24 protein-coding genes and 1 riboswitch are annotated in these 22626 nt (G+C 71.6%); of the genes, 16 read left to right on the top strand and 8 right to left on the bottom strand.

Going from position 1 to position 22626, the window contains the following annotated elements; genetic code table 11:
* Positions 1-12: 12 nt before the first annotated feature.
* Positions 13-507: an SsgA family sporulation/cell division regulator gene (locus OG309_RS13910; RefSeq protein ID WP_329420936.1), complete on the bottom strand. Its 495-nt coding sequence runs from the start codon at positions 505-507 to the stop codon at positions 13-15.
* A gap of 345 nt (positions 508-852) precedes the next feature.
* On the opposite strand from OG309_RS13910, the gene OG309_RS13905 reads away from it, so the two are divergent.
* On the top strand, positions 853-2490 hold the full coding sequence (locus OG309_RS13905) for an RDD family protein (RefSeq protein ID WP_329420935.1): 1638 nt from the start codon (positions 853-855) through the stop codon (positions 2488-2490).
* Positions 2491-2502: 12 nt separating this feature from the next.
* On the opposite strand, the gene OG309_RS13900 is transcribed toward OG309_RS13905, so the two are convergent.
* Positions 2503-3597 (bottom strand): S1C family serine protease, encoded by a 1095-nt coding sequence (locus OG309_RS13900; protein ID WP_329420934.1) that lies wholly within the window; start codon positions 3595-3597, stop codon positions 2503-2505.
* Between the two features lie 182 nt (positions 3598-3779).
* Here OG309_RS13900 and OG309_RS13895 point away from each other — a divergent pair, with 182 nt between their 5' ends.
* Positions 3780-4499, top strand: coding sequence for an RDD family protein (locus OG309_RS13895; protein ID WP_329420933.1), 720 nt, complete (start codon positions 3780-3782; stop codon positions 4497-4499).
* 21 nt (positions 4500-4520) lie between these two features.
* Here the strand turns inward: OG309_RS13895 and OG309_RS13890 are convergent, their stop codons facing one another.
* Positions 4521-4799 (bottom strand): hypothetical protein, encoded by a 279-nt coding sequence (locus OG309_RS13890; protein WP_329420932.1) that lies wholly within the window; start codon positions 4797-4799, stop codon positions 4521-4523.
* A 338-nt stretch (positions 4800-5137) separates the two neighbouring features.
* Between OG309_RS13890 and OG309_RS13885 the strand changes: the two genes are divergently transcribed.
* The gene (locus OG309_RS13885) at positions 5138-7555 is read left to right on the top strand and encodes an immune inhibitor A domain-containing protein (RefSeq protein ID WP_329420931.1); all 2418 of its coding nucleotides are present in this window, start codon (positions 5138-5140) and stop codon (positions 7553-7555) included.
* A 144-nt stretch (positions 7556-7699) separates the two neighbouring features.
* A complete protein-coding gene (locus OG309_RS13880; RefSeq protein ID WP_329420930.1) occupies positions 7700-7996 on the top strand; it encodes a hypothetical protein in 297 nt (98 codons plus the stop codon).
* A 51-nt stretch (positions 7997-8047) separates the two neighbouring features.
* On the opposite strand, the gene OG309_RS13875 is transcribed toward OG309_RS13880, so the two are convergent.
* Both OG309_RS13875 and OG309_RS13870 read right to left on the bottom strand, forming a co-directional pair.
* Positions 8048-8644, bottom strand: coding sequence for an isochorismatase family protein (locus OG309_RS13875; protein ID WP_329420929.1), 597 nt, complete (start codon positions 8642-8644; stop codon positions 8048-8050).
* A gap of 126 nt (positions 8645-8770) precedes the next feature.
* Positions 8771-10099 (bottom strand): nicotinate phosphoribosyltransferase, encoded by a 1329-nt coding sequence (locus OG309_RS13870; RefSeq protein ID WP_329420927.1) that lies wholly within the window; start codon positions 10097-10099, stop codon positions 8771-8773.
* Positions 10100-10199: 100 nt separating this feature from the next.
* Here OG309_RS13870 and clpS point away from each other — a divergent pair, with 100 nt between their 5' ends.
* The 4 genes from clpS (at position 10200) to OG309_RS13850 (ending at position 13462) form a co-directional block, all read left to right on the top strand.
* Entirely contained in the window at positions 10200-10505 is a 306-nt protein-coding gene (gene clpS / locus OG309_RS13865) for an ATP-dependent Clp protease adapter ClpS (RefSeq protein ID WP_329420925.1), read from the top strand.
* Positions 10505-11089 (top strand): DUF2017 domain-containing protein, encoded by a 585-nt coding sequence (locus OG309_RS13860; RefSeq protein ID WP_329420924.1) that lies wholly within the window; start codon positions 10505-10507, stop codon positions 11087-11089. The genes clpS and OG309_RS13860 overlap by 1 nt, the downstream gene beginning before the upstream one ends.
* A 364-nt stretch (positions 11090-11453) precedes the next feature.
* Positions 11454-12911: an amino acid permease gene (locus OG309_RS13855; RefSeq protein ID WP_329420922.1), complete on the top strand. Its 1458-nt coding sequence runs from the start codon at positions 11454-11456 to the stop codon at positions 12909-12911.
* Positions 12912-13036: 125 nt separating this feature from the next.
* The gene (locus OG309_RS13850) at positions 13037-13462 is read left to right on the top strand and encodes a Mov34/MPN/PAD-1 family protein (protein ID WP_132914319.1); all 426 of its coding nucleotides are present in this window, start codon (positions 13037-13039) and stop codon (positions 13460-13462) included.
* Here the strand turns inward: OG309_RS13850 and OG309_RS13845 are convergent.
* Positions 13453-14424 (bottom strand): GlxA family transcriptional regulator, encoded by a 972-nt coding sequence (locus tag OG309_RS13845; RefSeq protein ID WP_329420920.1) that lies wholly within the window; start codon positions 14422-14424, stop codon positions 13453-13455. The two genes, OG309_RS13850 and OG309_RS13845, sit on opposite strands and share 10 nt — an antisense overlap.
* A gap of 72 nt (positions 14425-14496) precedes the next feature.
* Between OG309_RS13845 and OG309_RS13840 the strand changes: the two genes are divergently transcribed.
* The 7 genes from OG309_RS13840 (at position 14497) to OG309_RS13810 (ending at position 19636) form a co-directional block, all read left to right on the top strand.
* A complete protein-coding gene (locus tag OG309_RS13840) occupies positions 14497-15135 on the top strand; it encodes an HD domain-containing protein (RefSeq protein ID WP_329420919.1) in 639 nt (212 codons plus the stop codon).
* A 41-nt stretch (positions 15136-15176) separates the two neighbouring features.
* A riboswitch (cobalamin riboswitch) is annotated at positions 15177-15251 on the top strand.
* A gap of 58 nt (positions 15252-15309) precedes the next feature.
* Complete coding sequence (locus OG309_RS13835; RefSeq protein ID WP_329420917.1) at positions 15310-16287, top strand: ABC transporter substrate-binding protein; 978 nt, start codon at positions 15310-15312, stop codon at positions 16285-16287.
* Positions 16284-17312, top strand: a complete 1029-nt coding sequence (locus OG309_RS13830; RefSeq protein WP_329420916.1) for a FecCD family ABC transporter permease — start codon at positions 16284-16286, stop codon at positions 17310-17312. Before OG309_RS13835 ends, OG309_RS13830 begins: the two co-directional genes overlap by 4 nt.
* Positions 17309-18130 carry an ABC transporter ATP-binding protein gene (locus tag OG309_RS13825; RefSeq protein WP_443067563.1) on the top strand — a complete coding sequence of 274 codons (822 nt, stop codon included), beginning with the start codon at positions 17309-17311 and terminating at the stop codon, positions 18128-18130. Before OG309_RS13830 ends, OG309_RS13825 begins: the two co-directional genes overlap by 4 nt.
* Positions 18131-18174: 44 nt before the next feature.
* Positions 18175-18291 (top strand): putative leader peptide, encoded by a 117-nt coding sequence (locus OG309_RS13820; RefSeq protein ID WP_317852193.1) that lies wholly within the window; start codon positions 18175-18177, stop codon positions 18289-18291.
* 110 nt (positions 18292-18401) lie between these two features.
* Complete coding sequence (locus tag OG309_RS13815) at positions 18402-18680, top strand: MoaD/ThiS family protein (RefSeq protein WP_329420913.1); 279 nt, start codon at positions 18402-18404, stop codon at positions 18678-18680.
* A 5-nt stretch (positions 18681-18685) separates the two neighbouring features.
* Positions 18686-19636: a PLP-dependent cysteine synthase family protein gene (locus OG309_RS13810; protein ID WP_329420912.1), complete on the top strand. Its 951-nt coding sequence runs from the start codon at positions 18686-18688 to the stop codon at positions 19634-19636.
* Between the two features lie 24 nt (positions 19637-19660).
* On the opposite strand, the gene OG309_RS13805 is transcribed toward OG309_RS13810, so the two are convergent.
* On the bottom strand, positions 19661-20179 hold the full coding sequence (locus tag OG309_RS13805; RefSeq protein ID WP_329420910.1) for a type II toxin-antitoxin system PemK/MazF family toxin: 519 nt from the start codon (positions 20177-20179) through the stop codon (positions 19661-19663).
* A gap of 201 nt (positions 20180-20380) precedes the next feature.
* On the opposite strand from OG309_RS13805, the gene OG309_RS13800 reads away from it, so the two are divergent.
* Positions 20381-21133: an MBL fold metallo-hydrolase gene (locus tag OG309_RS13800; RefSeq protein WP_329420908.1), complete on the top strand. Its 753-nt coding sequence runs from the start codon at positions 20381-20383 to the stop codon at positions 21131-21133.
* A gap of 79 nt (positions 21134-21212) precedes the next feature.
* Here the strand turns inward: OG309_RS13800 and OG309_RS13795 are convergent, their stop codons facing one another.
* Positions 21213-22478: a PTS transporter subunit EIIC gene (locus OG309_RS13795; RefSeq protein WP_329420906.1), complete on the bottom strand. Its 1266-nt coding sequence runs from the start codon at positions 22476-22478 to the stop codon at positions 21213-21215.
* Positions 22479-22626: the final 148 nt, after the last annotated feature.

Genomic DNA, 22626 nt, shown 5'->3' with positions numbered 1-22626 from the left:
GCTCGACCGGGGTCACAGGTCGCCGTCCGCGGACTCGTCCGACGGCCACGGGTCGCGCAGCCAGAGGTCGTCGGCGAGCACGGTGGTGGCGAGCAGCTCGGCGAGGCCGTCGTCGATGCCGAGCTGCTCGGTCTCGGTGCCCGGCGGCACCGCGCGCAGGGTCCGCTCCAGCCAGGCGGACACCTGCGCGGAGGGCGCCTCCAGGAGGGCGTCGCCGTCGGGGGAGGAGAGCGCCATCAGGATCACGTTGCGCCCGTCGACCTTGGTCGGCCAGATGCGCACGTCGCCGTGGCCGCAGGCCCGGAAGACGCCCTCGACGAGGAGCTCGCGGGCGAAGGTCCAGTTCACCGGGTGCTCCGAGCCGATGTGGAAGGTGATGTGCACGGCGTACGGGTCGTCGACGCGGTAGGCGAGGCGGGCCGGGACGGGGAGCGAACGCTCGGGGGACAGGACCAGCTTCAGCTCGAGTTCGCGCTCGACGACGTTGTTCTTCTCGGTGTTCTGCATGGCGTTCTGCCTCTCTCCGCGGGGGCCCGAGGGTGGGCCTTCACAGGGAGAGAGGGGGGTCCCGCCGATCCATTACGCGACTTCGCGGAAGTTTCCGAAGATTTTTTTCCGGACCCGCGCCGGGGCGCTCGCCGGACCCGCTCCGGCCCGTGGCGGGGCCGGTCCGGCGCGGGCCCGAGAATCACCCTGAGTGACGAAATCGGGGTTACGTCCCCCGAAGGCGGCCTTTCTGGCGGGCTCCTTCTCCCCTCGGGTGCGTTCTTCGTTACTGTCCTCCTTGGGCGCGGCGCGGTCGGGGCGCGGCCGCGCGGACCAAAGACGTTGTGACTGAACGGAGTCGGGGCAGTGGCTACTCCTCCTGGAGGCGGCGGAGAGGTACCGCAGGCGGGCTACTACCCGGATCCGTCGATCCCCGGGTACATCCGGTACTGGAACGGCGGTTCGTGGGTGCCCGGCACGAGCCGCCCGGCGCCCGGGGAGGGCGAGGCCCTCCCGGCCCCGCCGGTCTCGCTCGCGCCCCAGCTGGCCCCGAGCCCGGCGCCCGCGCCCTCGCTCCCGTCGGTCCCGGCGGTCGAGGAGACCGGCCCGGTCTTCCTCGACGCCGACCCCGAGCCGTCCGCCGCCCAGGAACCCGCCTCGGCGTGGCACGCGACGACCTCCGTCCAGACCGGCTTCGGCGGCGAGCGCGACCAGCGGGTCTCCTGGGGCCGGAGCGACGCCGTCCTCCCGGCGCAGCAGCCCCCGGCCGACCCGCGCGCCGCCGCCGCCCCCGCGTGGCCCCAGACGGGCACCACACCGGCCGACCCGCGTCAGGCGGAGTCGCGTCAGGCCGACCCGCGTCAGGCGGAGTCGCGTCAGGCCGAACCCCTCCCGGCCGACCCGCGCCAGGCCGACCGTCGCCAGGCCGGCCCGGCGTCCTCCTGGCCGGCGGCGGACGCCTCCGTGGCGACGCCCGAGTCGCCTGACCGGGCCGACCGGGCCGACCGGCCGGAGGCCGGCGGGTCCGCCGGTACGGGGCCGGGCGCGGGTGCTGCTCCCGTCTGGCCCGCCGCCGGTGGCCAGGCCGACGAACCGGCGCCCGTGCCGGGCCGGTCGACGCCGGGTGCCGCGGCTCCCGCGAGCGGCCCCGCCGTCGGCGCCTCTCAGGACGCCCTGGCCGCCCCCGCGCGGCTCGGCGGGATGCCCGTGACGCCCTCCTGGGCCCAGCAGGCTCCCCAAGCCCAGCAGGCTCCCCAAGCCCAGCAGGCTCCCCAAGCCCAGCAGGCTCCCCAGGCCCAGCAGACCCCGCACCAGGCGGCGCAGCCGACCCCGCAGCCGACGCAGGCCGTACAGGCCCCGCAGCCCCAGGCCCAGCCCTTCCCGGCCCAGTCGTCCCCCCAGCCTCAGCCTCAGCCTCAGCCCCAGCCCCAACTCCAGCCTCAGCCCCAGGACCCCCAGCCCGTCACCCCCTGGAAGCCTCCCGTCGAGGACGTGTTCATGGCGGCCGCGCGGGCGCAGGCCGCCGCTCGGCCGGCGGGGCTCGGGAAGCGGCTGGCGGCGCGGCTCATCGACACCGTGGTGCTCGGGGCGGTGGTCGGGGCCGTGGCGTATCCGTTCGTCACCGGCGCCGTCGACCACATCAACGAGAAGATCGAGGCGGCCAAGCAGTCCGGCGTCACCGTCCAGGTGTGGCTGATCGACTCGACGACCTCCGTGCAGCTCGGCATCGTCCTCGCCGCGCTCCTGGTGCTGGGCGCGCTCTACGAGGCGCTGCCCACGTCCCGGTGGGGGCGCACGCTCGGGAAGAAGCTGTGCGGGATCGAGGTGCGGGACATCGAGGCGCACGAGCCGCCCGCGTTCGGTGCCGCGCTGCGCCGCTGGCTGGTCTACAGCGTGCTCGGGCTGCTGGTGCTCGGGGTGCTGAACGTCCTGTGGTGCCTGTTCGACCGGCCGTGGCGGCAGTGCTGGCACGACAAGGCGGCCCGCACCTTCGTCGCCGGGTAGTGGGGAGCGGCGCTATCCGCTCCCGCTCCCGCCGCTGTTCTTGCTGAGCACGAGGTTGGTGCTCCAGCCGTCGCCGAACTTGATGCTCTGGTTCGGGTCGTCGAAGGTGTAGACGCCTTCGAGCGGGATGGTCTCCCCGGGGCCGGCGGACTGGAGGACGTCACAGACCTCGCCGACGTTCGCCACGGGACTGTCCTTCATGCCGGTCATGACGTCCATGGTCTCCAGTTCGGCCTTGGCCGCGGGCGAGTTGCTGGTCACGCCGACGACGAGCACCCCGGCGACCTGGTCCGCGCTCAGCCGCTTCTGGATCGCCTCGACCTGGGCCTGGTCCTCGGTCACGAAGTCGTCGGGCACCGTCGGGTCGTCCACGGCCTTGAGGCGCCAGCCGGGGTCGTTCTTGACCTGGCCGGCCGCCAGGGAGTCGAGGATCGGGCGGGCGTGGTCCGAGCTGATCGAGTAGAACTGCCCCTGCGTGTCGCCGGTCACGCTCAGCACGTTGATCCCGACCACCTTGTCGTCGGCGTCGAGCAGGGGGCCGCCGGAGTTTCCCGGGTTGATGGTGGCCGAGTGCTGGATCGTGGCGGGGTAGCGGGGGAGCGAGTCGGACGGCTCCGCGTCGTGGACGCTCGGGTTCTGCACGCTGCCACTGGTGAACGCGGGCTTCTGCGTGTCGCCCTCGCTGCCGAGGGAGGCCGGGTAGCCGAGCGCGACGACCGTGTCGGCGGCCTGGAGGTCCTTGCTGTCGCCGAACTCCATCGCCTTCAGGTCCGACTGCGGCGAGGTGAAGGCCAGCACGGCGAGGTCCTCGCAGGGGTCGATGCCGACCACCCGCACCGGCGCCGCCGGCCGGTCACCGACGACGGCCTTCAGCGATGCCTCGCCCTGCACCACATGGGCGGCCGTGGCGATGAGTCCCTTGTCGGCGTCGTAGACGAACCCGGTGCCGGACCCGGTCTTGCCCAGCACGTGGACGGTGCTGGGTGCGGACCGCTCGTAGATCTCCTTGGGGTCCAGGTCGGTCCCGTACGCCGACGCGCGGCCGGCCGTCAGTCCCAGTACCAGCGCGGCAGCCGCGACCGCGGCGCTTCTGGCCCGTACCTTCATCAGCTCGCCGCCTTTCCCGCGACGGATGCCCCCTCTTCAGGCTAGGTCGGGCCCGGGAAGCGGTCTTGTGCAGCGATCAAGGATTGAACGGGCAAGCATCCCGGAGCGGCGGTCACGGGAGCCGTCCCCCGAACGGGGGGCGATCGATTGCGGGGGTCCCGGCCCCGGGGTGCACTGCCCCCATGAGCAACGATCAGCCGCCGCCGCCTCCGGGCCAGCCGTCCGATGACGATCCGTTCGCCAAGCGCCCACCGGACCCCACTCCGCCGGGCCCTCCGCCGGGCGGACCTCCGCCCGGCGGGCCGCCACCCGGCGGACCCCCGCCGGGCGGGCCGCCGCCGGGGAACCCGTACGACAGCGCGCCGCCCCCGCCCCCGCCCTACGGCGGCTACGGCGGCGGTTACGGCGGTACCGATCCGCTCGCCGGCATGCCGCCGCTGGCCGAGTCGGGGCGGCGCATCGCGGCGCGGATCATCGACTGGCTGATCGTCGCCGTGCCGCTCGCGATCATCGGCATCCCGTTCGACGTGTACCAGCGGGCCACCGACGACGGCAACGACTTCAGCGACACGGTCAACAGCTTCAACGGCGGCGGGCAGCTCGTCTTCCAGCTCATCACCATCGTCGCGTACGTCGGGTACGACACCCTGATGAACGCCAAGATGGGGCGGACCCTCGGCAAGAAGTGGCTGAAGCTGCGGGTCGCGATGCTCAACGACGGCTCCACCCCGTCGATGAACAGCTCCCTCATCCGCGCGATCGTGCTGTGGCTGCCCGCGCTGATCTGCTGCGCCTGCCTGTGGCCGCTGCTCCTGCTGATCCTGATCCTGGTCGACAAGCCCTACAAGCAGGGCCTGCACGACAAGGCCGCCAAGACCGTGGTGGTGCAGGTCGCCCCGTAACGGGGTGAAAGGGGCGAGGAGTTACGAACGGATCCGGGTATCGGCCCCCGCGCCCACCCGCGCGGCCGGTACTCGGATCCCGTCGTCCGCGGGGGTCCGCGCGGTGACGACGGAGGGGTTGACGGGCCGCCTGCGTACCGGCATCGTCACCGCCACCAGCACCCCGAGGATCAGCCCCGCGGCACAGATCGCCGCGATGCCGAGCGTTGTGGTCGTGCCGGAGAGCAACAGCAGGGCGACGGTCGCGAGTACGACGGTGGCCGAACCGTAGGCGGACTGTGCGGCGGTCGGACGCTGCATGACGGGTACCGTCCCTCGGGCGAGCGTGCGCGTGGCAATGGGCGACTCTATGACGGTGGATGCCCGAGGGGAACCGGAAGTAAGCGTGACCTAACCCACGGTGCAGATGCACAGGGGGCGCAGGGGCGCACGATTCGCCGTCAGAGCATCGCCCGGTGTTTGGCGTGCGTTCGATTATCGGAAGCCCGCTCCTGCATAGTGCACTTGGTATGTTCAAGTCAAGATCTGTCTTTTCTCCTCCAACTCCGGTCGAATGTCGTCACTTGTGACGCGCGAACCCGCCGAGCGGATACCCCACACCGGTCCGCGGCGAGGAGCGCCGGGGAGGACAAATCCAAGTGACCAACAGACGACGGGCGATCCGAGCGTCCGCAGTCGTCGTGGCGCTCGCGGCCACCGCCGCCACCGCCTCGACCTTCACCACCGCGTGGGCCGACAACCACGTCAGCGCGCCGTCCGCGGCCGCGCCCGGGGCGCGCTCCGTGGACAAGACCACGGTCGACCACGACCTCGACGGTCCGTTCAGCAAGCAGCAGGAGCAGCAGCGCAAGGCTGCCCTGGAGCAGGTGCTGAGCGGCGAGAGCAAGATCGAGAGCCGTGGCGGCTCGAAGGTCGTCAAGCTGGACAGCAAGAAGTACGTCGAGCTGGGCCGCGAGAAGACCGACAAGATCTTCACGATCCTGGTCGAGTTCGGTGACCAGGTCGACAACACCACCCTGGTCGACCGCAAGGACGACGACACGGACGAGCTGAAGCCGAAGTTCGGCGGCACGCCCGGCCCGCTGCACAACCGCATAGCCAAGCCGGACCGTGCGAACGACAACTCCACGGCCTGGCAGGCGGACTACAACCAGCAGCACTTCCAGGACCTGTACTTCGGCACCGGCAAGGACAAGAAGGGCCAGCCGAAGCAGTCCCTGAAGACCTACTACGAGAAGACCTCGTCCGGCCGCTACTCGGTCGACGGTGCCGTCTCCGACTGGGTCAAGGTCCCGTACAACGAGGCCCGTTACGGCTCGAACTACTGCGGTCAGACCAACTGCGCCAACGTCTGGGACACCGTGCGTGACGGCCTCGTGGCCTGGAACGCCGACCAGAAGGCCAAGGGCAAGACCGACGCCGAGATCAAGGCGACCCTGGCGCAGTACGACCAGTGGGACCGCTACGACTTCGACGCCGACGGCAACTTCAACGAGCCCGACGGCTACATCGACCACTTCCAGATCGTCCACGCGGGCGAGGACGAGTCGGCCGGCGGCGGCGCCGAGGGCACCAACGCCCTGTGGGCGCACCGCTGGTACGCCTACGGCACCGACGCGGGCAAGACCGGCCCGGCGAACAACAAGTCCGGTGGCACGCAGGTCGGCACCTCGGGCATCTGGGTCGGCGACTACACGATGCAGCCCGAGAACGGCGGCCTCGGCGTCTACGCCCACGAGTACGGTCACGACCTCGGTCTGCCGGACCACTACGACACCTCCGGCGGCGAGAACTCCACGGGCTTCTGGACCCTCATGTCCTCCGGCTCGTGGCTCGGCACCGGCAAGGACTCCATCGGCGACCTCCCCGGCGACATGAACGCCTGGGACAAGCTGCAGCTCGGCTGGCTGAACTACGCCAAGGTCAACGACTGGCAGCGTGGCACCAAGACCACCCACAAGCTGGGCGTCTCGGAGTACAACACCAAGAACCCGCAGGCGCTCGTCGTCGAGCTGCCGAAGAAGACGGTCCCCACCGACGTCGTGGCCCCCGCCGAGGGTGCCTCGCAGTGGTGGAGCAACATGGGTGACGACCTCAAGAACACCCTGACGCGCCCCGTCGACCTGACCGGCAAGACGTCGGCCTCCCTGGAGCTCCAGGGCTGGTACGACATCGAGCAGGACTACGACTACCTGTACGCCGAGGTCTCCACCGACGGCGGCGCCAACTGGACCGCCCTCGACGGCACCGCCGACGGCAAGCCGCTCCAGAAGGACGCCTCCGGCGCCCCGGCCCTGACCGGCGCCTCGGAGAAGCACCAGAAGCTTGTCTACGGCCTGGACGCCTACGCGGGCAAGAAGTTCGACCTGCGCTTCCGCTACCAGACGGACGGCGGCGCCGGCGGCAAGGGCTTCACGGCCGACGCCATCACGCTGACCGCCGACGGTGCCCCCGTCTTCTCGGACAACGCCGAGAACGGTGACAACGGCTGGGTCGCCAAGGGCTTCTCGCGCATCGGCAACGGGTTCACGAAGGACTACGAGCAGTACTACATCGCGGAGAACCGCCAGTACGTCTCGTACGACCAGACCCTCAAGGTCGGCCCGTACAACTTCGGCTTCACCGGCGACAAGGCCAGCTGGGTCGAGCACTACCCGTACCAGAACGGTCTGCTGATCTGGAAGTGGGACCTGTCCCAGAAGGACAACAACACCTCCCAGCACCCGGGTGTGGGTCGCATCCTCCCGATCGACGCCCACCCGAGCCCGCTGAAGTGGAGCGACGGCACCCTGATGCGCGGTCGCGTCCAGGCGTACGACTCGCCGTTCAGCATCTCCCGCACGGACGGCTTCGCGCTCCACAAGGCCGGCGTCGGCACCTGGGTCCCGTCCCAGGCCGGCAACCCGACCTTCGACGACCGCAAGGGCGTCTACTGGTTCAAGGAGACCGAGCGCTCCGGTGTCCAGGTAACTGACACCAACACCAAGATCCAGGTCGTCAAGGAGGCCAAGGACGGCTCCACGATCACGGTCCAGGTGGGTCCCTCGACCAAGTAACGACGAGGTTTTCTGAATCGTCGCAGGTCAAAGCATGATCGGCCGTCGCCCCCTAGCGGGCGGCGGCCGATCGTGTTTAGGTGCGTCTTACGGCTCCGGCCGTACGACCTTATTGACAGTCGATCCACGGGGGAGTGGTTCCGCATGCCCAATGGAGGGTTCTGCAGACTGCCGGGAGGCAGTGTCGTCGTCGCCATAGGACTGCCCAGTCCGGCCGGGGACGGAGCCACGGTCCGCTTCCTGGTGCACGCCGCGAACCGTGCCCGCGCCCTGACCCGGCTGCGGAACCTGGGACTGCGGGCGGTCTATCTGCGGGGCAACACCGAGCCGCCGACGCCGGACGAGATCACGGCCGTCCTGCACCACCCGGACGGGATGCTGTGGCGGATCACCGCCCACGAGCTCTGGCACCCCATACGCTCGCTCCCGAAGGCCGTCTAGGCGCCGTCCGGGCCGTCCAAGCCGTCCGGGGCGGCCTCCGACGGCCGGGGCCTAGGCCCCGGCGACGACGGGCTTGCCGGTGAGCTCCACGCCCGCGGCCCGCAGCTCCTCCAGGGCGCGCTCGGTGGTCTCCTCGGCCACCCCGGCGGTCAGGTCGAGCAGCACCTGCGTGCGGAAGCCCTCCCGGGCCGCGTCCAGGGCGGTCGCCCGTACGCAGTGGTCGGTGGCGATGCCGACCACGTCGACCTCGGTGACCTGCCGCTCCCGCAGCCACTGCGCGAGGGTCTCGCCGTTCTCGTCCCGGCCCTCGAATCCGCTGTACGCGGCCTCGTAGGCGCCCTTGTCGAAGACGGCGTCGACCGCCCCGGAGGCGACCGCCGGCGCGAAGTTCGGGTGGAAGCCCACGCCCTCCGTGCCGGCGACGCAGTGTCTGGGCCAGGAGTCGACGTAGTCCGGGTGCTCGGAGAAGTGGGCGCCCGGGTCGATGTGGTGGTCGCGGGTGGCGACCACGTGCCGGTAGGCGGCGCCCGCCGTCTGGCCGACCAGGTCGGTGACGGCGGCGGCGACGTCCGCGCCCCCCGCCACGGCGAGGCTGCCGCCCTCGCAGAAGTCGTTCTGAACGTCCACGACGATCAATGCGCGGTGCATGGCGGGTGTCCTTAGCGCGTGGGATGGGGTGGGTTGTGAGCCTAGAGACTTCCCCCTCCGGAGGGGAGGGGGCATCTCCCCGGCGTTCGCGCGCCCCCGAGGGGCGCGCGCGAGGCCACCGGCCGCTTACACGTACTCCGTGGGCAGCACCGGCTCGCCGCGGGACAGCTGGATCGCGGACATCGGCAGCCCGGCCCGGGCCGCGATGTGCCGGGAGCGCGCCGCCTCCAGCGGCTCGCGGGCCACCACGGTGCCGCCCTTCACCAGCTGCACCAGGAGCTGCCGGTCGACCAGCTCGGCCGGGACCGGCCCGGTGCCGACGACCTCGGCCTCGGCGATCCCGGCGGCGTCGGTCCTGCGGGCGGCCCACTTGCGGCCGCCGATGGAGGCCTTGCCGCCCACGGACTTCTTGGCGACCGGCGCCAGCGGCGCCTTGGGGTCGGCCGAGGTGGCCCGGGCGACCAGCTTGTAGACCATCGAGCAGGTCGGGTGCCCGCTGCCGGTGACCAACTGGGTGCCCACCCCGTACGCGTCGACCGGCGCCGCCGCGAGGGAGGCGATGGCGTACTCGTCGAGGTCCGAGGTGACCACGATCTTGGTGTCCCGCGCACCCAGCTCGTCGAGCTGCGCCCGCACCCGGTGGGCGACCAGCAGCAGGTCGCCGGAGTCGATCCGGACCGCCCCGAGCCCGGTGCCGGCGACCTCGACGGCGGTACGGACGGCCTCGGCCACGTCGTAGGTGTCGACCAGGAGGGTGGTGCCGCTGCCCAGCGAGTCGACCTGCGCCCGGAAGGCGTCGCGCTCGCTGTCGTGCAGCAGGGTGAAGGCGTGGGCGGAGGTGCCGACGGTCGGGATGCCGTAGCGGAAGCCGGCCGCCAGGTCGGAGGTGGAGTCGAAGCCGCCCACGTAGGCGGCGCGCGAGGAGGCGACGGCGGCGAGCTCGTGGGTGCGCCGGGCGCCCATCTCGATGAGCCGTCGGCCGCCCGCCGCGGCCGACATGCGGGAGGCGGCGGCCGCGATGGCGGAGTCGTGGTTGAGGATCGACAGGATCACGGTCTCCAGGAGCACGCACTCGGCGAAGGAGCCCTCGACCCGCAGCAGCGGCGAGCCGGGGAAGTACACCTCGCCCTCCGGGTAGCCCCAGACGTCGCCGGAGAAGCGGTATCCGGCGAGCCACTGGAGGGTCGGCTCGTCGACGATCCCGCGCTCGCGGAGGAAGCCGAGCACGTCCGCGTCGAAGCGGAAGTTCTCGACGGCGTCGAGCACCCGCCCGATGCCCGCCACCACGCCGTAGCGGCGTCCTTCGGGCAGGCGACGGGTGAAGACCTCGAAGACGGACCGGCGGTCCGCGGTGCCGGCCCGCAGGGCCGCCTGGAGCATCGTCAGCTCGTACTGATCGGTGAAGAGCGCGGTCGACGGCACGTCCACCGGCAGCCCAAGGTCCGCAGCGTTCATGTGAGGATGCTACCGCAGTATTCGTCACTCTGACGAATAGGGGCGCGCCGAGGGCGACCCGTTTGTGCGGTGGGCCGGTCAGGGTGGCAGCATGGGGTAAGTGAGCGTTGCGCCTATCGAGATCGAACGGACCGAATCGGCCGAGGAGGTCTCCGCCGTCGTCGAACCCGACGTGCCCTGGGTGACCCTCGTGCACAACGACCCGGTCAACCTGATGAGCTATGTCACCTACGTCTTCCAGGCGTACTTCGGCTACTCCAAGGACAAGGCGCACAAGCTGATGCTCGACGTGCACAACAAGGGCCGCGCGGTGGTCTCCAGCGGCACCCGCGAGGAGATGGAACGGGACGTGCAGGCGATGCACGGCTACGGCCTGTGGGCGACCCTCACCCAGGACCGCGGCTGATGGCCGGCCGCTTCGAGGTGCTCCCCGGCGGCGGTGCCGCCATCGCGCTCGACGAGGTCGAGATCTCCATCCTCCGCTCGCTGGCCGTCCAGCTCATGGAGCTGATCGGTCCGGGCGACGAGCCGGTCGAGGGCGAGGACCCGCTGGCCGCGCTCTTCGCCGAGGGGCCGAGCGAGCCGCCGTCCGACCCGGCGCTGCGCCGGCTCTTCCCGGACGCGTACGGGGACGACAGCGAAGAGCTGCGCCAGGCCGCCGCCGACTTCCGGCGGTACACCGAGAACGACATGCGCACCCGCAAGCGCGAGGACGCGCTGGCCATGGTCCGCAGCCTCGACTCGCTCGCCGCCGACGCGGCCGGCGAGAGCGGCGCGGTCCTCAAGCTGACCCTCGACCAGTCCCGGGCCTGGCTCGGCACGCTCAACGACCTGCGGCTGACCATCGGCACCCGTCTGGAGGTCACGGACGACGACGAGAGCGAGCAGCTCTACCGGCTGCCAGACTCCGACCCGCGCAAGCCGATGGTGATGGCCTATCTGTGGCTCGGGGCGCTCCAGGAGTCGCTCGTCGAGACGCTGCTGCCGTAGCGGGGCCTCCGCCCGGGCGGTGTCCGGGCGGCGCGCGGCGGCGTGGGGGTGGCGCATCGGGGGTGTTCGCTCAGCGGACGCTCAAATCCGGATAACGAATACGTTATCCAAGCGTCCATGTTTGCTCCATTGAGTCCCTTTTGTCCGTCTTTTTGTGTGGCGCGCGCCACAGGTGTCCCGGCCGATCACGGTTAAGCCCGTGATAAATCTTCACGACCACCCGGGGACGCCACCCCTGTTCCCGGGGGCGCTTTGGCCGGCTGACCGCCGGTAGCACTCCATCCATATCCGGGGGGATCAGGACCTGATCCGCAGCAGACGCTCTGGCAGTCGCGCGGATCGGCATGGAGAAAGGCGCACCACCATGACCTCAGTGCAGGTCGACAAGCAGCACGACGGCAATGAGGCCGCGGACTCCGCCTCGGGCGAGGGTTATCACCGGGCACTCGGCGCCCGTCAGATCCAGATGATCGCGATCGGCGGTGCCATCGGCACCGGACTCTTCCTCGGCGCGGGCAAGGGCATCTCCATCGCGGGACCCAGCCTGATCCTCGCGTACGCCATCGCGGGCCTCGTCATCTTCTTCATCATGCGGGCGCTCGGTGAGCTCCTCATGTACCGCCCGGTGTCGGGCTCCTTCTCGGAGTACGCCCGCGAGTTCATCGGCCCCTTCGCGGGCTTCGCGACGGGCTGGACGTACTGGCTCTTCTGGGTGGTCACCGGCATCACCGAGGTCACCGCCGCGGCGACCTACATGACGTACTGGTGGGACATCCCGCAGTGGCTCTCCGCGCTGGTCTTCACCGTGATCCTCTACGGCGCCAACCTGATCTCCGTGAAGCTCTTCGGTGAGCTGGAGTTCTGGTTCTCCATGGTCAAGGTCACCGCGATCGTCGGCATGATCCTGATCTGCGCCGGCATCCTGACCCTCGGCTTCTCCGACGCCGGCGACACCGCCTCCGTCACCCACCTGTGGGACCTCGGCGGCTTCTTCGCCGGCAAGGACGGCATCTTCTCCACCCTCATGACCCTCCAGATGGTCATGTTCGCCTTCCTCGCGGTCGAGCTGGTCGGCGTCACCGCCGGCGAGTCGAAGGACCCGAAGACGGTCCTGCCGAAGGCGATCAACACCGTGCCGTGGCGCATCGCCGTCTTCTACGTCGGCGCGCTGATCATGATCCTCTCGGTCGTCCCGTGGACCGCGTTCAAGCCGGGCGTCAGCCCCTTCGTCGAGGCCTTCGAGCGCATGGGCCTCGGCATCGGCGCCGCGATCGTCAACTTCGTCGTCCTGACGGCGGCCCTGTCCTCCTGCAACTCGGGCATGTACTCCACCGGCCGCATGCTGCGCGACCTCGCGCTCAACGGCCAGGGCCCGAAGGTCTTCACCCGCCTGACCAAGTCCGGCACCCCGCTGGTCGGCACCACCGTCTCGGCCGCGCTGATGATGGTCGGCGTCTGGGTCAACTACCAGTGGCCCGGCGAGGCGTTCAACTACGTCGTCTCCTTCGCCACCATCTCCGGCATGTGGGCCTGGATCGTCATCCTGATCTGCCAGATCCGCTACCGCCTCAAGGCCGACCGGGGCGAGCTCCCGCAGTCCACCTTCAAGGCGCCGGGCGGCATCTGGTTCAGCGTCTTCTCGCTCGCCTTCATCGCCATGGTCGTCGTGACCATGGCCATGGACGCCGACAACCGGGTCGCGCTGTACGGCGCGCCGGTCTGGGGCCTGGTCCTCGCCGTCTCCTACCTGGTCCTCAAGGCCCGCAACCCCGAGGGCGCCGCCTTCGCCAAGCGGTCCGACCGGGAGTCCGTCGAGTCCTGACCGACCCGACCCGGCCTGACCCGGACCGACCAGGACCGACCCGGCCCGACCAGGCACGTCTCAGCATGCGGGCCGTTCCGTACCACCACCCGGTACGGAACGGCCCGTCTGCTTATCCTGTCGGCATGCTGACCATCACCCGGGCCCTGTACGACCAGATCGTGGAACACTCCCGCGCGGACCATCCCGACGAGGCCTGCGGCGTGGTTGCCGGTCCGGCCGGCAGCGGCCGCCCCGAGCGCTTCATCCCGATGCTGAACGCGGCCCGCTCGCCCACCTTCTACGAGTTCGACTCCGCCGACCTGCTCAAGCTGTACCGCGAGATGGACGACCGGGACGAGGAGCCCGTGATCGTCTACCACTCGCACACCGCGACCGAGGCGTACCCGTCCCGTACGGACATCTCCTACGCCAACGAGCCGCAGGCCCACTACGTCCTGGTCTCCACCGCCGACACCGACGGCGCCGGCCCCTTCCAGTTCCGCTCCTACACGATCGTCGAGGGCGTCGTGACGGAGGAGGAGGTCAAGGTCGTCGAGGCCTACGAGTAGGCCGACGTCCGGAACCGGGCCAGGTAGGCGGAGGGCGTGACCCCGAAGTGCCGGGCGAACGCCCGCCGCAGGCTCTCGTCGCTGCCGAGACCGCTGCGGGCCGCCGCGCCCGTCACGCTCGCCCCGCCCTCCAGAAGCAGCCGGGCCGCCTCCACCCGCACCCGCTCCACGTACGCTGCCGGGGTCGCCCCCGTCTGCTCCCGGAACAGGCGCGCCAGATGCCGGACGCTCACCCCGGCCCGGCGCGCGAGCACCGGCGCGCTGTGATCCGCCGCCGGATCCGCCGCCACCGCGTCGAGCAGCGGCCGCACCACCGGATGGCCCGTCGGGGGGGTGCGGGAGACCGCCGAGAACTGCGACTGGCCGCCCGGCCGCTGCAGGAACACCACCAGGTCCCGCGCCACCGCCCGGGCCGCCGCCGCCCCGCGATCCTCCTCCAGCAGGGCCAGGCACAGGTCGATCCCGGCCGTCACCCCGGCCGACGACCACACCTCCCCGTCCCGTACGTGGATCGCGTCCGGGAGCACCTCCACCGCCGGATGGCGCCGGGCCAGCTCCGCCGCGTGCTCCCAGTGCGTCGTCGCCCGCCGCCCGTCCAGGAGCCCGGCCGCCGCCAGCGCGAACGCGCCCGTGCAGACCGAGGCCACCCGCGCCGAGCGCGCCGCGAGCTCCGCCACCGGCGGGCCCGCCGCCACGCAGCGGGCCGGCTCCACGGCCCCCGGCACGATCAGCGTGCCCGCCGCCGCGACCTCCCCGGCCGCCCCGTCCGCGCCGATCCGCAGCCCGCACGAGGTGCGCACATCGCGCCCGTCGGGCGTGCAGACCCGCACCCGGTAGGGGGTGCCGGCCGTGGCGAACACCTCCAGGGGCGCGGAGACGTCGAGGAGGCGGACCCCGTCGAAGGCGAACACCCACACGTCGTGCGGCGCCGCCGGCGCCCGATGCGATCGCGTACTCGTCATGTGTCCGATTCTGTGGGATGCCTGTCCCCAGGGACATGGCGGGGGCGGTGTCGCCGGAGCGAGTCTTGAGCCATGAACCCGCTGGAGCTGATCCCCGACACCGCCCTCGCCACCGCCGCCACCGCGCTCGTCCGCGACACCGCGGGCGAGCTGATCTACCACCACTCCCGCCGCGTCCACCTCTTCGGCGCCCTCCAGGGCCGCGCCCGAGGCCTCGCCTACGACCCCGAACTCCTCTACGTCGGCGCGATGTTCCACGACCTCGGGCTCGGCGGGAAGCACCACGCCTCCGGCCGCCGCTTCGAGGTCGACGGAGCCGAGGAGGCCGCCGCGTTCCTGCGCTCCCACGGGGTCGGCGAGGACGCCGTCCGCCGGGTGTGGACCGCCATCGCGCTCCACACCACCCCCGGCGTCCCGGAGTTCATGGAGCCCGAGATCGCCCTGGTGACCGCCGGCGTCGAGTACGACGTCCTCGGCATCGGCTACGACGACCCGACCCTCGTCACGCCCGGGGAGCGGGCCGCGATCGTCGACGCCCACCCGCGCCCCGACTTCAAGAACCGCATCCTGGCCGCCTTCGCGGAGGGCATCGCCCCCAAGCCGGAGACCACGTTCGGCAACGTCAAGGCCGACGTCCTGCGCCACTTCGTGCCCGGATTCGAGCCCGGCGACTTCGTGGCGACCATCCGCACCTCCGCCTGGCCCGCCTGACGACGGGTGAGAGACTGTCGGGAAACGAGGGCGGCAGGACCCAGGAAGCCGGTGCGAATCCGGCACGGTCCCGCCACTGTGACCGGCCCCCGACCAGGGCCGGAAGCCAGGAACTGACCTGCCGCCTGCCAGCACCGACCGGGGACGCGGAGATCCCCGTCTGGAGGCCTCCCCATGTCCTGGCGCCGCCCGCTGCTGCCCGCCGCCGTCCTCATACCCCTGCTCGCCGCCTGCGCGGCCCCCGCGAGCACCCCCGCCGGCGGCAAGGCCGCGCCCGGCTTCCCGTACACCGTCGTCAACTGCGGTGTCACGACCACCTACCAGGCGCCGCCGAAGCGCGCGGTGACCATGAACCAGCACGTCACCGAGGTCATGCTCGCCCTCGGCCTGCAGAAGTCCCTGGTCGGCACGGCCTACCTCGACGACGCCGTCCTCCCCGCGTACAAGAAGGCCTACGACGGCGTCCCCGTCCTCGCCAAGGAGTACCCCTCCAAGGAGGCGCTGCTCGCCGCGAACCCCGACTTCGTGTACGGCGGTTACGCCTCCGCCTTCGACGCCAAGGCCGGCCGGAGCCGCGACGACCTCGAGCGCTCCGGCATCGCCTCCCGCCTCAACACCGAGTACTGCCCCTCCGGCGCCACCGGCCTCGACGACGTCTACCGCGAGGTCGCCGAGGTGGGCCGCACCTTCGGCGTCCCCGACCGGGCCGCGGCCTGGACCCGCGACGCGCAGGCCGGGGTCACCGCGGCCGAGCGGCGCCTGAAGGGCACCGCCCCCGTCTCCGTCTTCGTCTACGACAGCGGCGACAAGACCGCGTTCACCGCCGGCGGCAAGGGCATCGGCAACGAGCTGATCACCCGCGCCGGCGGCCGCAACGTCTTCGCCGACCTCGACAAGACCTTCGGCGACGCCACCTGGGAACAGGTCGTCGCCCGCAAGCCCGACGTGATCGTCATCTACGACTACGGCTCCACCACCGTCGAACAGAAGAAGCGCCGCCTCCTCGACGACCCGGCGCTGCGCGAGGTCCCGGCCGTCAAGAACCGCCGCTTCGCCGTGCTGCCGCTCTCCGACGCGGTCCTCGGCGTCCGCGCACCCGCCGCCGTCGGGAAGCTGGCCGCCCAGCTGCACCCCGCGGCCGCGGCCCGATGACCCGGCTCCGCCACGCCTCCGTCGTCGCCGGGCTCCTCGTGGCGCTCGCCGCGGCCGTCGTCGCCGCCCTCGCGCTCGGCTCCGTCCGCATCCCGCCCGGTCAGGTGCTCGACGCCCTGACCGGCCGGGCCGGGCCCTCCCCGTACCGGACGATCGTGCTCGACGTCCGGCTGCCCCGGGTGCTGCTCGGGGCGGTCGTCGGCGCCGGGCTCGCCGTCGTCGGCGCCGTGCTCCAGGCGCTGGTACGCAACCGGCTCGCCGACCCGTTCCTGCTCGGCATCTCCTCCGGCGCCTCCGCCGGAGCGGTGTTCGTCCTGGTCCTGGGCGGCGGCGCCGGCCTCGTCGGGGGCGTCACCACCACCGTCGCGCTGCCCGCCGGGGCCTTCGCGGGCGCCCTGCTCGCCCTCGTCCTCGTCTACGCCCTGGCCCGGCGCGGCGGCACCATGACCGGCGCCCGGCTCGTCCTCGCCGGGGTGGCCGTCTCGTACATCCTGTCCGCCCTGACCACCCTGCTGCTCGTGCTCGCCGGGCGGCCCGAGCAGTTCCAGGAAGCCCTCTTCTGGTCCCTCGGCGGACTCGGCAGCGCCCGCTGGGACAGCCTCGTGCTGCCCGCCGCCGTCCTCGCGCTCGGCATCGGAGCCCTGCTCACCCTCGCCCGCCCGCTCGACCTGCTGCTGGTCGGCGAGGAGGGCGCCACCGTCCTCGGCCTGGACACCGCCCGCTTCCGCGCGGCCGTCTTCGTCCTCGCCTCCCTGGTCACCGCCGTCATGGTCGCGGCCAGCGGAGCCGTCGGCTTCATCGGCCTGATGGTCCCGCACGCCGCCCGCATGGCCGTCGGCGCCCCGCACCGGCGCCTGCTGCCCGTCGCCGCCCTCGGCGGGGCACTCGCCCTGGTCCTCGCCGACCTGGCCGCCCGCACCGTCGCCGCGCCGCAGGACATCCCCGTCGGCGTCCTCACCGCCCTCACCGGCGGCCCCTTCTTCCTCTGGCTGATGCGCCGCCGCGCGGACGGAGCGACCCTGTGACCCCCGGCCCGCCCGATCCCCGCGACCGCCGCCCGGCCGAGCTCCGCGTCGAGGCCCTCTCGTACGAGGGGCGGCTGCACGAGGCCGGTCTCGTCGCCCGCCCCGGCGAGACGATCGGCCTCGTCGGCCCCAACGGCAGCGGCAAGACCACCCTGCTCCGTTGTATCTACGGCACCCTCACCGCCACCTCCGGCCGCGCCCTCCTCGACGGCGACGACCTCCACGCGCTCGGGCCCCGGGCGCGGGCCCGCCGGGTGGCGACCGTGCCGCAGGAGAGCGCCCTGGAGTTCGAGCTGACCGTCCGCGAGCTGGTCGCCCTCGGCCGCTCCCCGCACAAGCGCTTCTGGGAGGGCGACACCGAGCGGGACCGGGAGCGGGCGGACGCGGCGCTGGACCGGGTCGGCATCCTGGACCTCGCCGACCGCCCGTACCCCGGGCTCTCCGGCGGCGAACGCCAGCGCGCCCTCGTCGCCCGGGCGCTCGTCCAGGACCCGGAACTGCTGGTCCTCGACGAGCCCACCAACCACCTGGACATCCGCTACCAGCTGGAAGTCCTCTCCCTCATGCGCCACTTGGGCACCACCAACCTCCTGGCCCTGCACGACCTGACCCTCGCCGCCGCCTACTGCGACCGGCTCTACGTCCTGGACCGGGGGAGGGTGGTCGCCGAGGGGCCGCCGGCGGAGGTCCTGACACCGGCCCTGCTCGCGGCGGTCTACGGGGTGGAAGCCGAGGTCATCCCGCATCCGACCACCGGCACGCCGCTCGTGGTCTACCTGCCCCGTCCGCCGGTTGGTCAGAATCTGTCCGTCATGTGAGATCACATTCCGGAACCCGGACCGGGAATCGATACGATGAGCGCATGGTTTCCCACGACGTGAGCGAAGAGACGCCGGGCACACCCCTGCTCGTCGCGCGCCTGCACGTCGACCTGTGCCGCCTCGCCAGCGCGATGTGTACGTCGCGCGCCGCGCTCTGAACGACCGGGCCGAGCGCACCTCACACCTGCAAGACCCCCCGCGCGGGGGCCCGAGCCGCGCCAGCACGCCACCCCGCCCTTCCGAGCTTGTTCCGACAGGAGCCCACCCCATGGCCATCGAGGTCCGCGTCCCGACCATCCTCCGCACCTACACCGACGGCGCCAAGGCCGTCGAGGGCAGCGGTGAGACCCTCGCCGAGCTCTTCGCCGACCTGGAGTCCCGCCACACCGGGATCGAGGCCCGCATCGTCGACGGCGGCAAGCTGCGCCGCTTCGTCAACGTGTACCTGAACGACGAGGACGTCCGCTTCCTCGACGGCATCGACACCAAGCTCACCGACGGCGACAACGTCACGATCCTGCCCGCGGTCGCGGGTGGCATGGTCTGATCCACATGCGCTACGACTCCCCGCTGGCGGCGGTCGGCAACACGCCCCTGGTCCGGCTGCCGCGGCTGTCCCCCTCGGACGACGTCCGGATCTGGGCCAAGCTGGAGGACCGCAACCCCACCGGCTCGGTCAAGGACCGCCCCGCGCTCCACATGATCGAGCAGGCGGAGAAGGACGGCCGGCTCACCCCGGGCTGCACGATCCTGGAGCCCACCAGCGGCAACACCGGCATCTCGCTCGCCATGGCGGCCAAGCTCAAGGGCTACCGCATCGTCTGCGTCATGCCGGAGAACACCAGCGAGGAGCGCCGCCAGCTGCTCGCCATGTGGGGAGCCGAGATCGTCTCGTCCCCCGCGGCGGGCGGCTCCAACACGGCGGTCCGCGTCGCCAAGGAGCTCGCCGCCGAGAACCCGTCCTGGGTGATGCTCTACCAGTACGGCAACCCGGACAACGCCGGCGCGCACTACGCCGGCACCGGCCCCGAGATCCTGGCCGACCTGCCGTCGATCACCCACTTCGTGGCGGGCCTCGGCACCACCGGCACCCTCATGGGCGTCGGCCGCTACCTGCGCGAGCACAAGCCCGACGTCAAGATCGTCGCCGCCGAACCGCGCTACGACGACCTGGTCTACGGCCTGCGCAACCTCGACGAGGGCTTCGTCCCCGAGCTGTACGACGCCTCCGTCCTCACCACCCGCTTCTCCGTCGGCTCGGCCGACGCGGTCACCCGCACCCGCGACCTGCTCCAGCAGGAGGGCATCTTCGCGGGCGTCTCCACCGGCGCGGCCCTGCACGCGGCCATCGGCGTCGGCAACAAGGCGGTCAAGGCCGGCGAGAGCGCCGACATCGTCTTCGTCGTCGCGGACGGCGGCTGGAAGTACCTGTCCACCGGCCTCTACACGGCGGCGACCACCGAAGAGGCGATCGCGGCGGTGCAGGACCAGCTCTGGGCGTAGCGCCCGCGCGGCCGTCCGAGCCGCTCAGTGCGCCAGATGGCGGACCTGGTCCCAGACCACCGGGTCCGCCGTCCCCACCCTGCGGCGGAAGTCCGCCACCGGCACGTCCCGCAGCTCGTCCGTCTCCAGGAAGCTGGGCCGGCCCTGCGCGTCGCCCACCGAGCCCGGCGGCAGCGCGATCACCCCGGGGCGCTCGTCGTGGTACTTGCTGGTGATCTTGGCGACCAGCGCGCTGTCCCCGCGCAGCCCCAGGACCAGGCACGGCCGGTCCTTCGCCCCCGGGCCGTCCTCGAACGGCACCTCCGCCCACCAGATCTCACCCGGCCGCGGCGCCCGCGCCGGGGCCCGGCCCGTCGGGGGCCGTCCGACGGGTGCCTCACCTCGCGGCGCCTTCCCGCGCGGGGCCGGACGGGTCGGCCGGGCGGGCGGTCGGGTCCGGCCCATGGGACGACGGCGGCCGGAGCGGCGCCGCCCGTCGGCGAGCGCCACGACCAGTGCGATCACCACGACCGCGACCAGCGCGGGCCACCATGACGTGTCCATAGCTCAAGACCGTACCGTCGAGGCCTCCGCCCCGCCCGGGCGCCCCACCATCCATCCGAACCGGTGACAGAGCCCGTGAGTTCGCCCACAACGGGCCGCCACGGAGGAGCGACGGGCCGTAGCGAGCCGTACGCTCGACAGATCGCACGACCTCCCCTCTTCGCGCGCTTCCCCGCACCCGTCCACGGAGGTTCACGCTCCATGAAGCTCACCGTCGTCGGCTGCTCAGGGTCGTTCCCGTCCGCGGATTCGGCCTGTTCGAGCTACCTCGTAGAGGCCGACGGCTTCCGGCTGCTCCTCGACATGGGCAACGGTGCCCTGGGCGAGCTGCAGCGCCACATCGGTCTGTACGACCTGGACGCGATCTTCCTCAGCCATCTGCACGCCGACCACTGCATCGACATGTGCGGCTACTTCGTCGCGCGGTACTACCGCCACGAGGGCGGCCGCTGCGGGGCCCTGCCCGTGTACGCCCCGGAGGGCGCGGAGCAGCGGCTGACCACGGCGTACGCGGACACGCCGTCGCCGACCGCGATGAGCGAGGTCTTCGACTTCCACACGCTGAAGTCGGCCGCCTTCGAGATCGGCCCGTTCTCCGTGCGCACGGAGAAGGTGTGCCATCCGGTCGAGGCGTACGCCATCCGCATCGAGCACGGCGGCCGAACGCTCACCTACTCCGGCGACACCGGGGTGTGCGACGCGCTGGACGAGCTGGCGCGCGGGGCGGACCTCTTCCTGTGCGAGGCCTCCTTCACCCACGGCAAGGAGGACATCCCGGCGCTCCACCTCAACGGCCGCGAGGCCGGTGCCCAGGCCGCCCGGGCCGAGGTCGGGCGCCTGGTGCTGACCCACATCCCCCCGTGGACCGACGGCGGGCGGAACCTGGCGGACGCGCGCGAGGTGTACGCGGGGCCGGCGGAGCTGGCGTACGCGGGCGCGGTGTACGAGGTCTGAGCCGCCCGGCGCGCACGGGGAAGGCCCCGGAACCCTGAGGGTTCCGGGGCCTTCCGTCGCACGGGGTGCGGGAGTGGGCTCACGCCTTGGTGAGGTCCTCGATCTCCTCCTCGGGCTCGCGGCCCGGGGTGGGGAGGTTGAACTTGGTGATGGCGAAGCGGAAGACCACGTAGTAGATCGCCGCGAAGACGAGACCGATCGGGATGATCAGCCACGGCTTGGTCGCCAGGTTCCAGTTCAGCAGGTAGTCGATGCCACCGGCGGAGAAGGTGAAGCCGGCGTGGACACCGAACGCCCAGGTGACGGCCATCGAGACGGCGGTCAGGACGGCGTGGATCGCGTACAGGACCGGCGCGATGAACATGAAGGTGAACTCGATCGGCTCGGTGATACCGGTGACGAAGGAGGTCAGCGCGAGGGAGACCATCATGCCCATCACGGCCTTGCGGCGCTCGGGGCGAGCGGCGTGGGCGATGGCGATGGCGGCGGCCGGGAGGCCGAACATCATGATCGGGAAGAAGCCGGACATGAAGATTCCGGCGCTCGGGTCACCGGCGAAGAAGCGGTTCAGGTCACCGTGGACGACCTCGCCCGCGGCGTTGGTGAAGTCGCCGATCTGGAACCAGGAGACGGTGTTCACGAACTGGTGCATGCCGACCGGGATCAGCGCGCGGTTGATGAGACCGAAGAGGCCGGCGCCACCGGCGCCGAGGCCGGTCATCCACTCGCCGAAGTTGGAGATGCCCTCACCGATCGGCTCCCAGACCAGGCCGAAGATCACGCCGACGGCGGTGCCGACGAAGGCCATGATGATCGGGACCAGGCGGCGGCCGTTGAAGAAGCCGAGCCAGTCGACCAGCTTGGTGCGGTGGAAGCGCTGCCACAGGACCGCGGAGAGCAGACCCATGAGGATGCCGCCGAGCACGCCCGGGTTGTTGTACGTCGCGGCGACGTCGACACCCTTGTTGGCGGTCGTGTTGATCACGGCGTCGGTGACCGGGAAGGCCTTGAGGACGTTGCTGTAGACCAGGAAGCCGACGAGGGCGGCGAGGGCGGTCGAGCCGTCGGCCTTCTTGGCGAAACCGATGGCGACGCCGATGCAGAAGAGCAGCGGCAGGTTGTCGAAGACAGCACCGCCGGCCGTGGCGAACACGGAGGCGACCTTGTCCCAACCGAGCCCGTCCTTGCCGAACACGTCGGGCTGACCGAGGCGGAGCAGAATACCCGCGGCCGGCAGCACGGCGATCGGCAGCTGCAGGCTGCGACCGACCTTCTGCAGGCCCTGGAACAGGCCGGATCCGCGCTTCTTCGCGGGAGCGGCGGCCTGGGCGGTGGCCGTACTCATCAACTTCCTCCAGTAGGCAAGGCGCCGCCAGAGGACAGTGAAAGGGGGTGACGGCGGCGTCTCGGGGAACGCGGTGGTCTGGACCGCGTGGTCTACACCAATTAATGGTGTAGACCAGTTGTAGCACGTGTGACTTAGATAAGGAACC

This window comes from Streptomyces sp. NBC_01268 (assembly GCF_036240795.1).
In the GTDB taxonomy this organism is placed as follows: domain Bacteria; phylum Actinomycetota; class Actinomycetes; order Streptomycetales; family Streptomycetaceae; genus Streptomyces.
The sequence above is the reverse complement of the archived record's forward strand: the minus strand, read 5'-3'. Positions and strand labels throughout refer to the sequence as shown.

Excerpts from the sequence above, each read along its gene's own strand:
- OG309_RS13840 (WP_329420919.1), top strand. The coding sequence starts at position 14,497 with ATGAACCCGCTGGAGCTGATCCCCGACACCGCCCTCGCCACCGCCGCC.
- OG309_RS13910 (WP_329420936.1), bottom strand. The coding sequence starts at position 507 with ATGCAGAACACCGAGAAGAACAACGTCGTCGAGCGCGAACTCGAGCTG.
- OG309_RS13845 (WP_329420920.1), bottom strand. The coding sequence starts at position 14,424 with ATGACGAGTACGCGATCGCATCGGGCGCCGGCGGCGCCGCACGACGTG.
- OG309_RS13835 (WP_329420917.1), top strand. The coding sequence starts at position 15,310 with ATGTCCTGGCGCCGCCCGCTGCTGCCCGCCGCCGTCCTCATACCCCTG.
- OG309_RS13855 (WP_329420922.1), top strand. The coding sequence starts at position 11,454 with ATGACCTCAGTGCAGGTCGACAAGCAGCACGACGGCAATGAGGCCGCG.
- OG309_RS13850 (WP_132914319.1), top strand. The coding sequence starts at position 13,037 with ATGCTGACCATCACCCGGGCCCTGTACGACCAGATCGTGGAACACTCC.
- OG309_RS13810 (WP_329420912.1), top strand. The coding sequence starts at position 18,686 with ATGCGCTACGACTCCCCGCTGGCGGCGGTCGGCAACACGCCCCTGGTC.
- OG309_RS13900 (WP_329420934.1), bottom strand. The coding sequence starts at position 3,597 with ATGAAGGTACGGGCCAGAAGCGCCGCGGTCGCGGCTGCCGCGCTGGTA.
- OG309_RS13800 (WP_329420908.1), top strand. The coding sequence starts at position 20,381 with ATGAAGCTCACCGTCGTCGGCTGCTCAGGGTCGTTCCCGTCCGCGGAT.
- OG309_RS13895 (WP_329420933.1), top strand. The coding sequence starts at position 3,780 with ATGAGCAACGATCAGCCGCCGCCGCCTCCGGGCCAGCCGTCCGATGAC.
- OG309_RS13880 (WP_329420930.1), top strand. The coding sequence starts at position 7,700 with ATGCCCAATGGAGGGTTCTGCAGACTGCCGGGAGGCAGTGTCGTCGTC.
- OG309_RS13875 (WP_329420929.1), bottom strand. The coding sequence starts at position 8,644 with ATGCACCGCGCATTGATCGTCGTGGACGTTCAGAACGACTTCTGCGAG.
- OG309_RS13815 (WP_329420913.1), top strand. The coding sequence starts at position 18,402 with ATGGCCATCGAGGTCCGCGTCCCGACCATCCTCCGCACCTACACCGAC.
- OG309_RS13890 (WP_329420932.1), bottom strand. The coding sequence starts at position 4,799 with ATGCAGCGTCCGACCGCCGCACAGTCCGCCTACGGTTCGGCCACCGTC.
- OG309_RS13795 (WP_329420906.1), bottom strand. The coding sequence starts at position 22,478 with ATGAGTACGGCCACCGCCCAGGCCGCCGCTCCCGCGAAGAAGCGCGGA.
- OG309_RS13870 (WP_329420927.1), bottom strand. The coding sequence starts at position 10,099 with ATGAACGCTGCGGACCTTGGGCTGCCGGTGGACGTGCCGTCGACCGCG.
- OG309_RS13830 (WP_329420916.1), top strand. The coding sequence starts at position 16,284 with ATGACCCGGCTCCGCCACGCCTCCGTCGTCGCCGGGCTCCTCGTGGCG.
- OG309_RS13820 (WP_317852193.1), top strand. The coding sequence starts at position 18,175 with ATGGTTTCCCACGACGTGAGCGAAGAGACGCCGGGCACACCCCTGCTC.
- OG309_RS13805 (WP_329420910.1), bottom strand. The coding sequence starts at position 20,179 with ATGGACACGTCATGGTGGCCCGCGCTGGTCGCGGTCGTGGTGATCGCA.
- OG309_RS13860 (WP_329420924.1), top strand. The coding sequence starts at position 10,505 with ATGGCCGGCCGCTTCGAGGTGCTCCCCGGCGGCGGTGCCGCCATCGCG.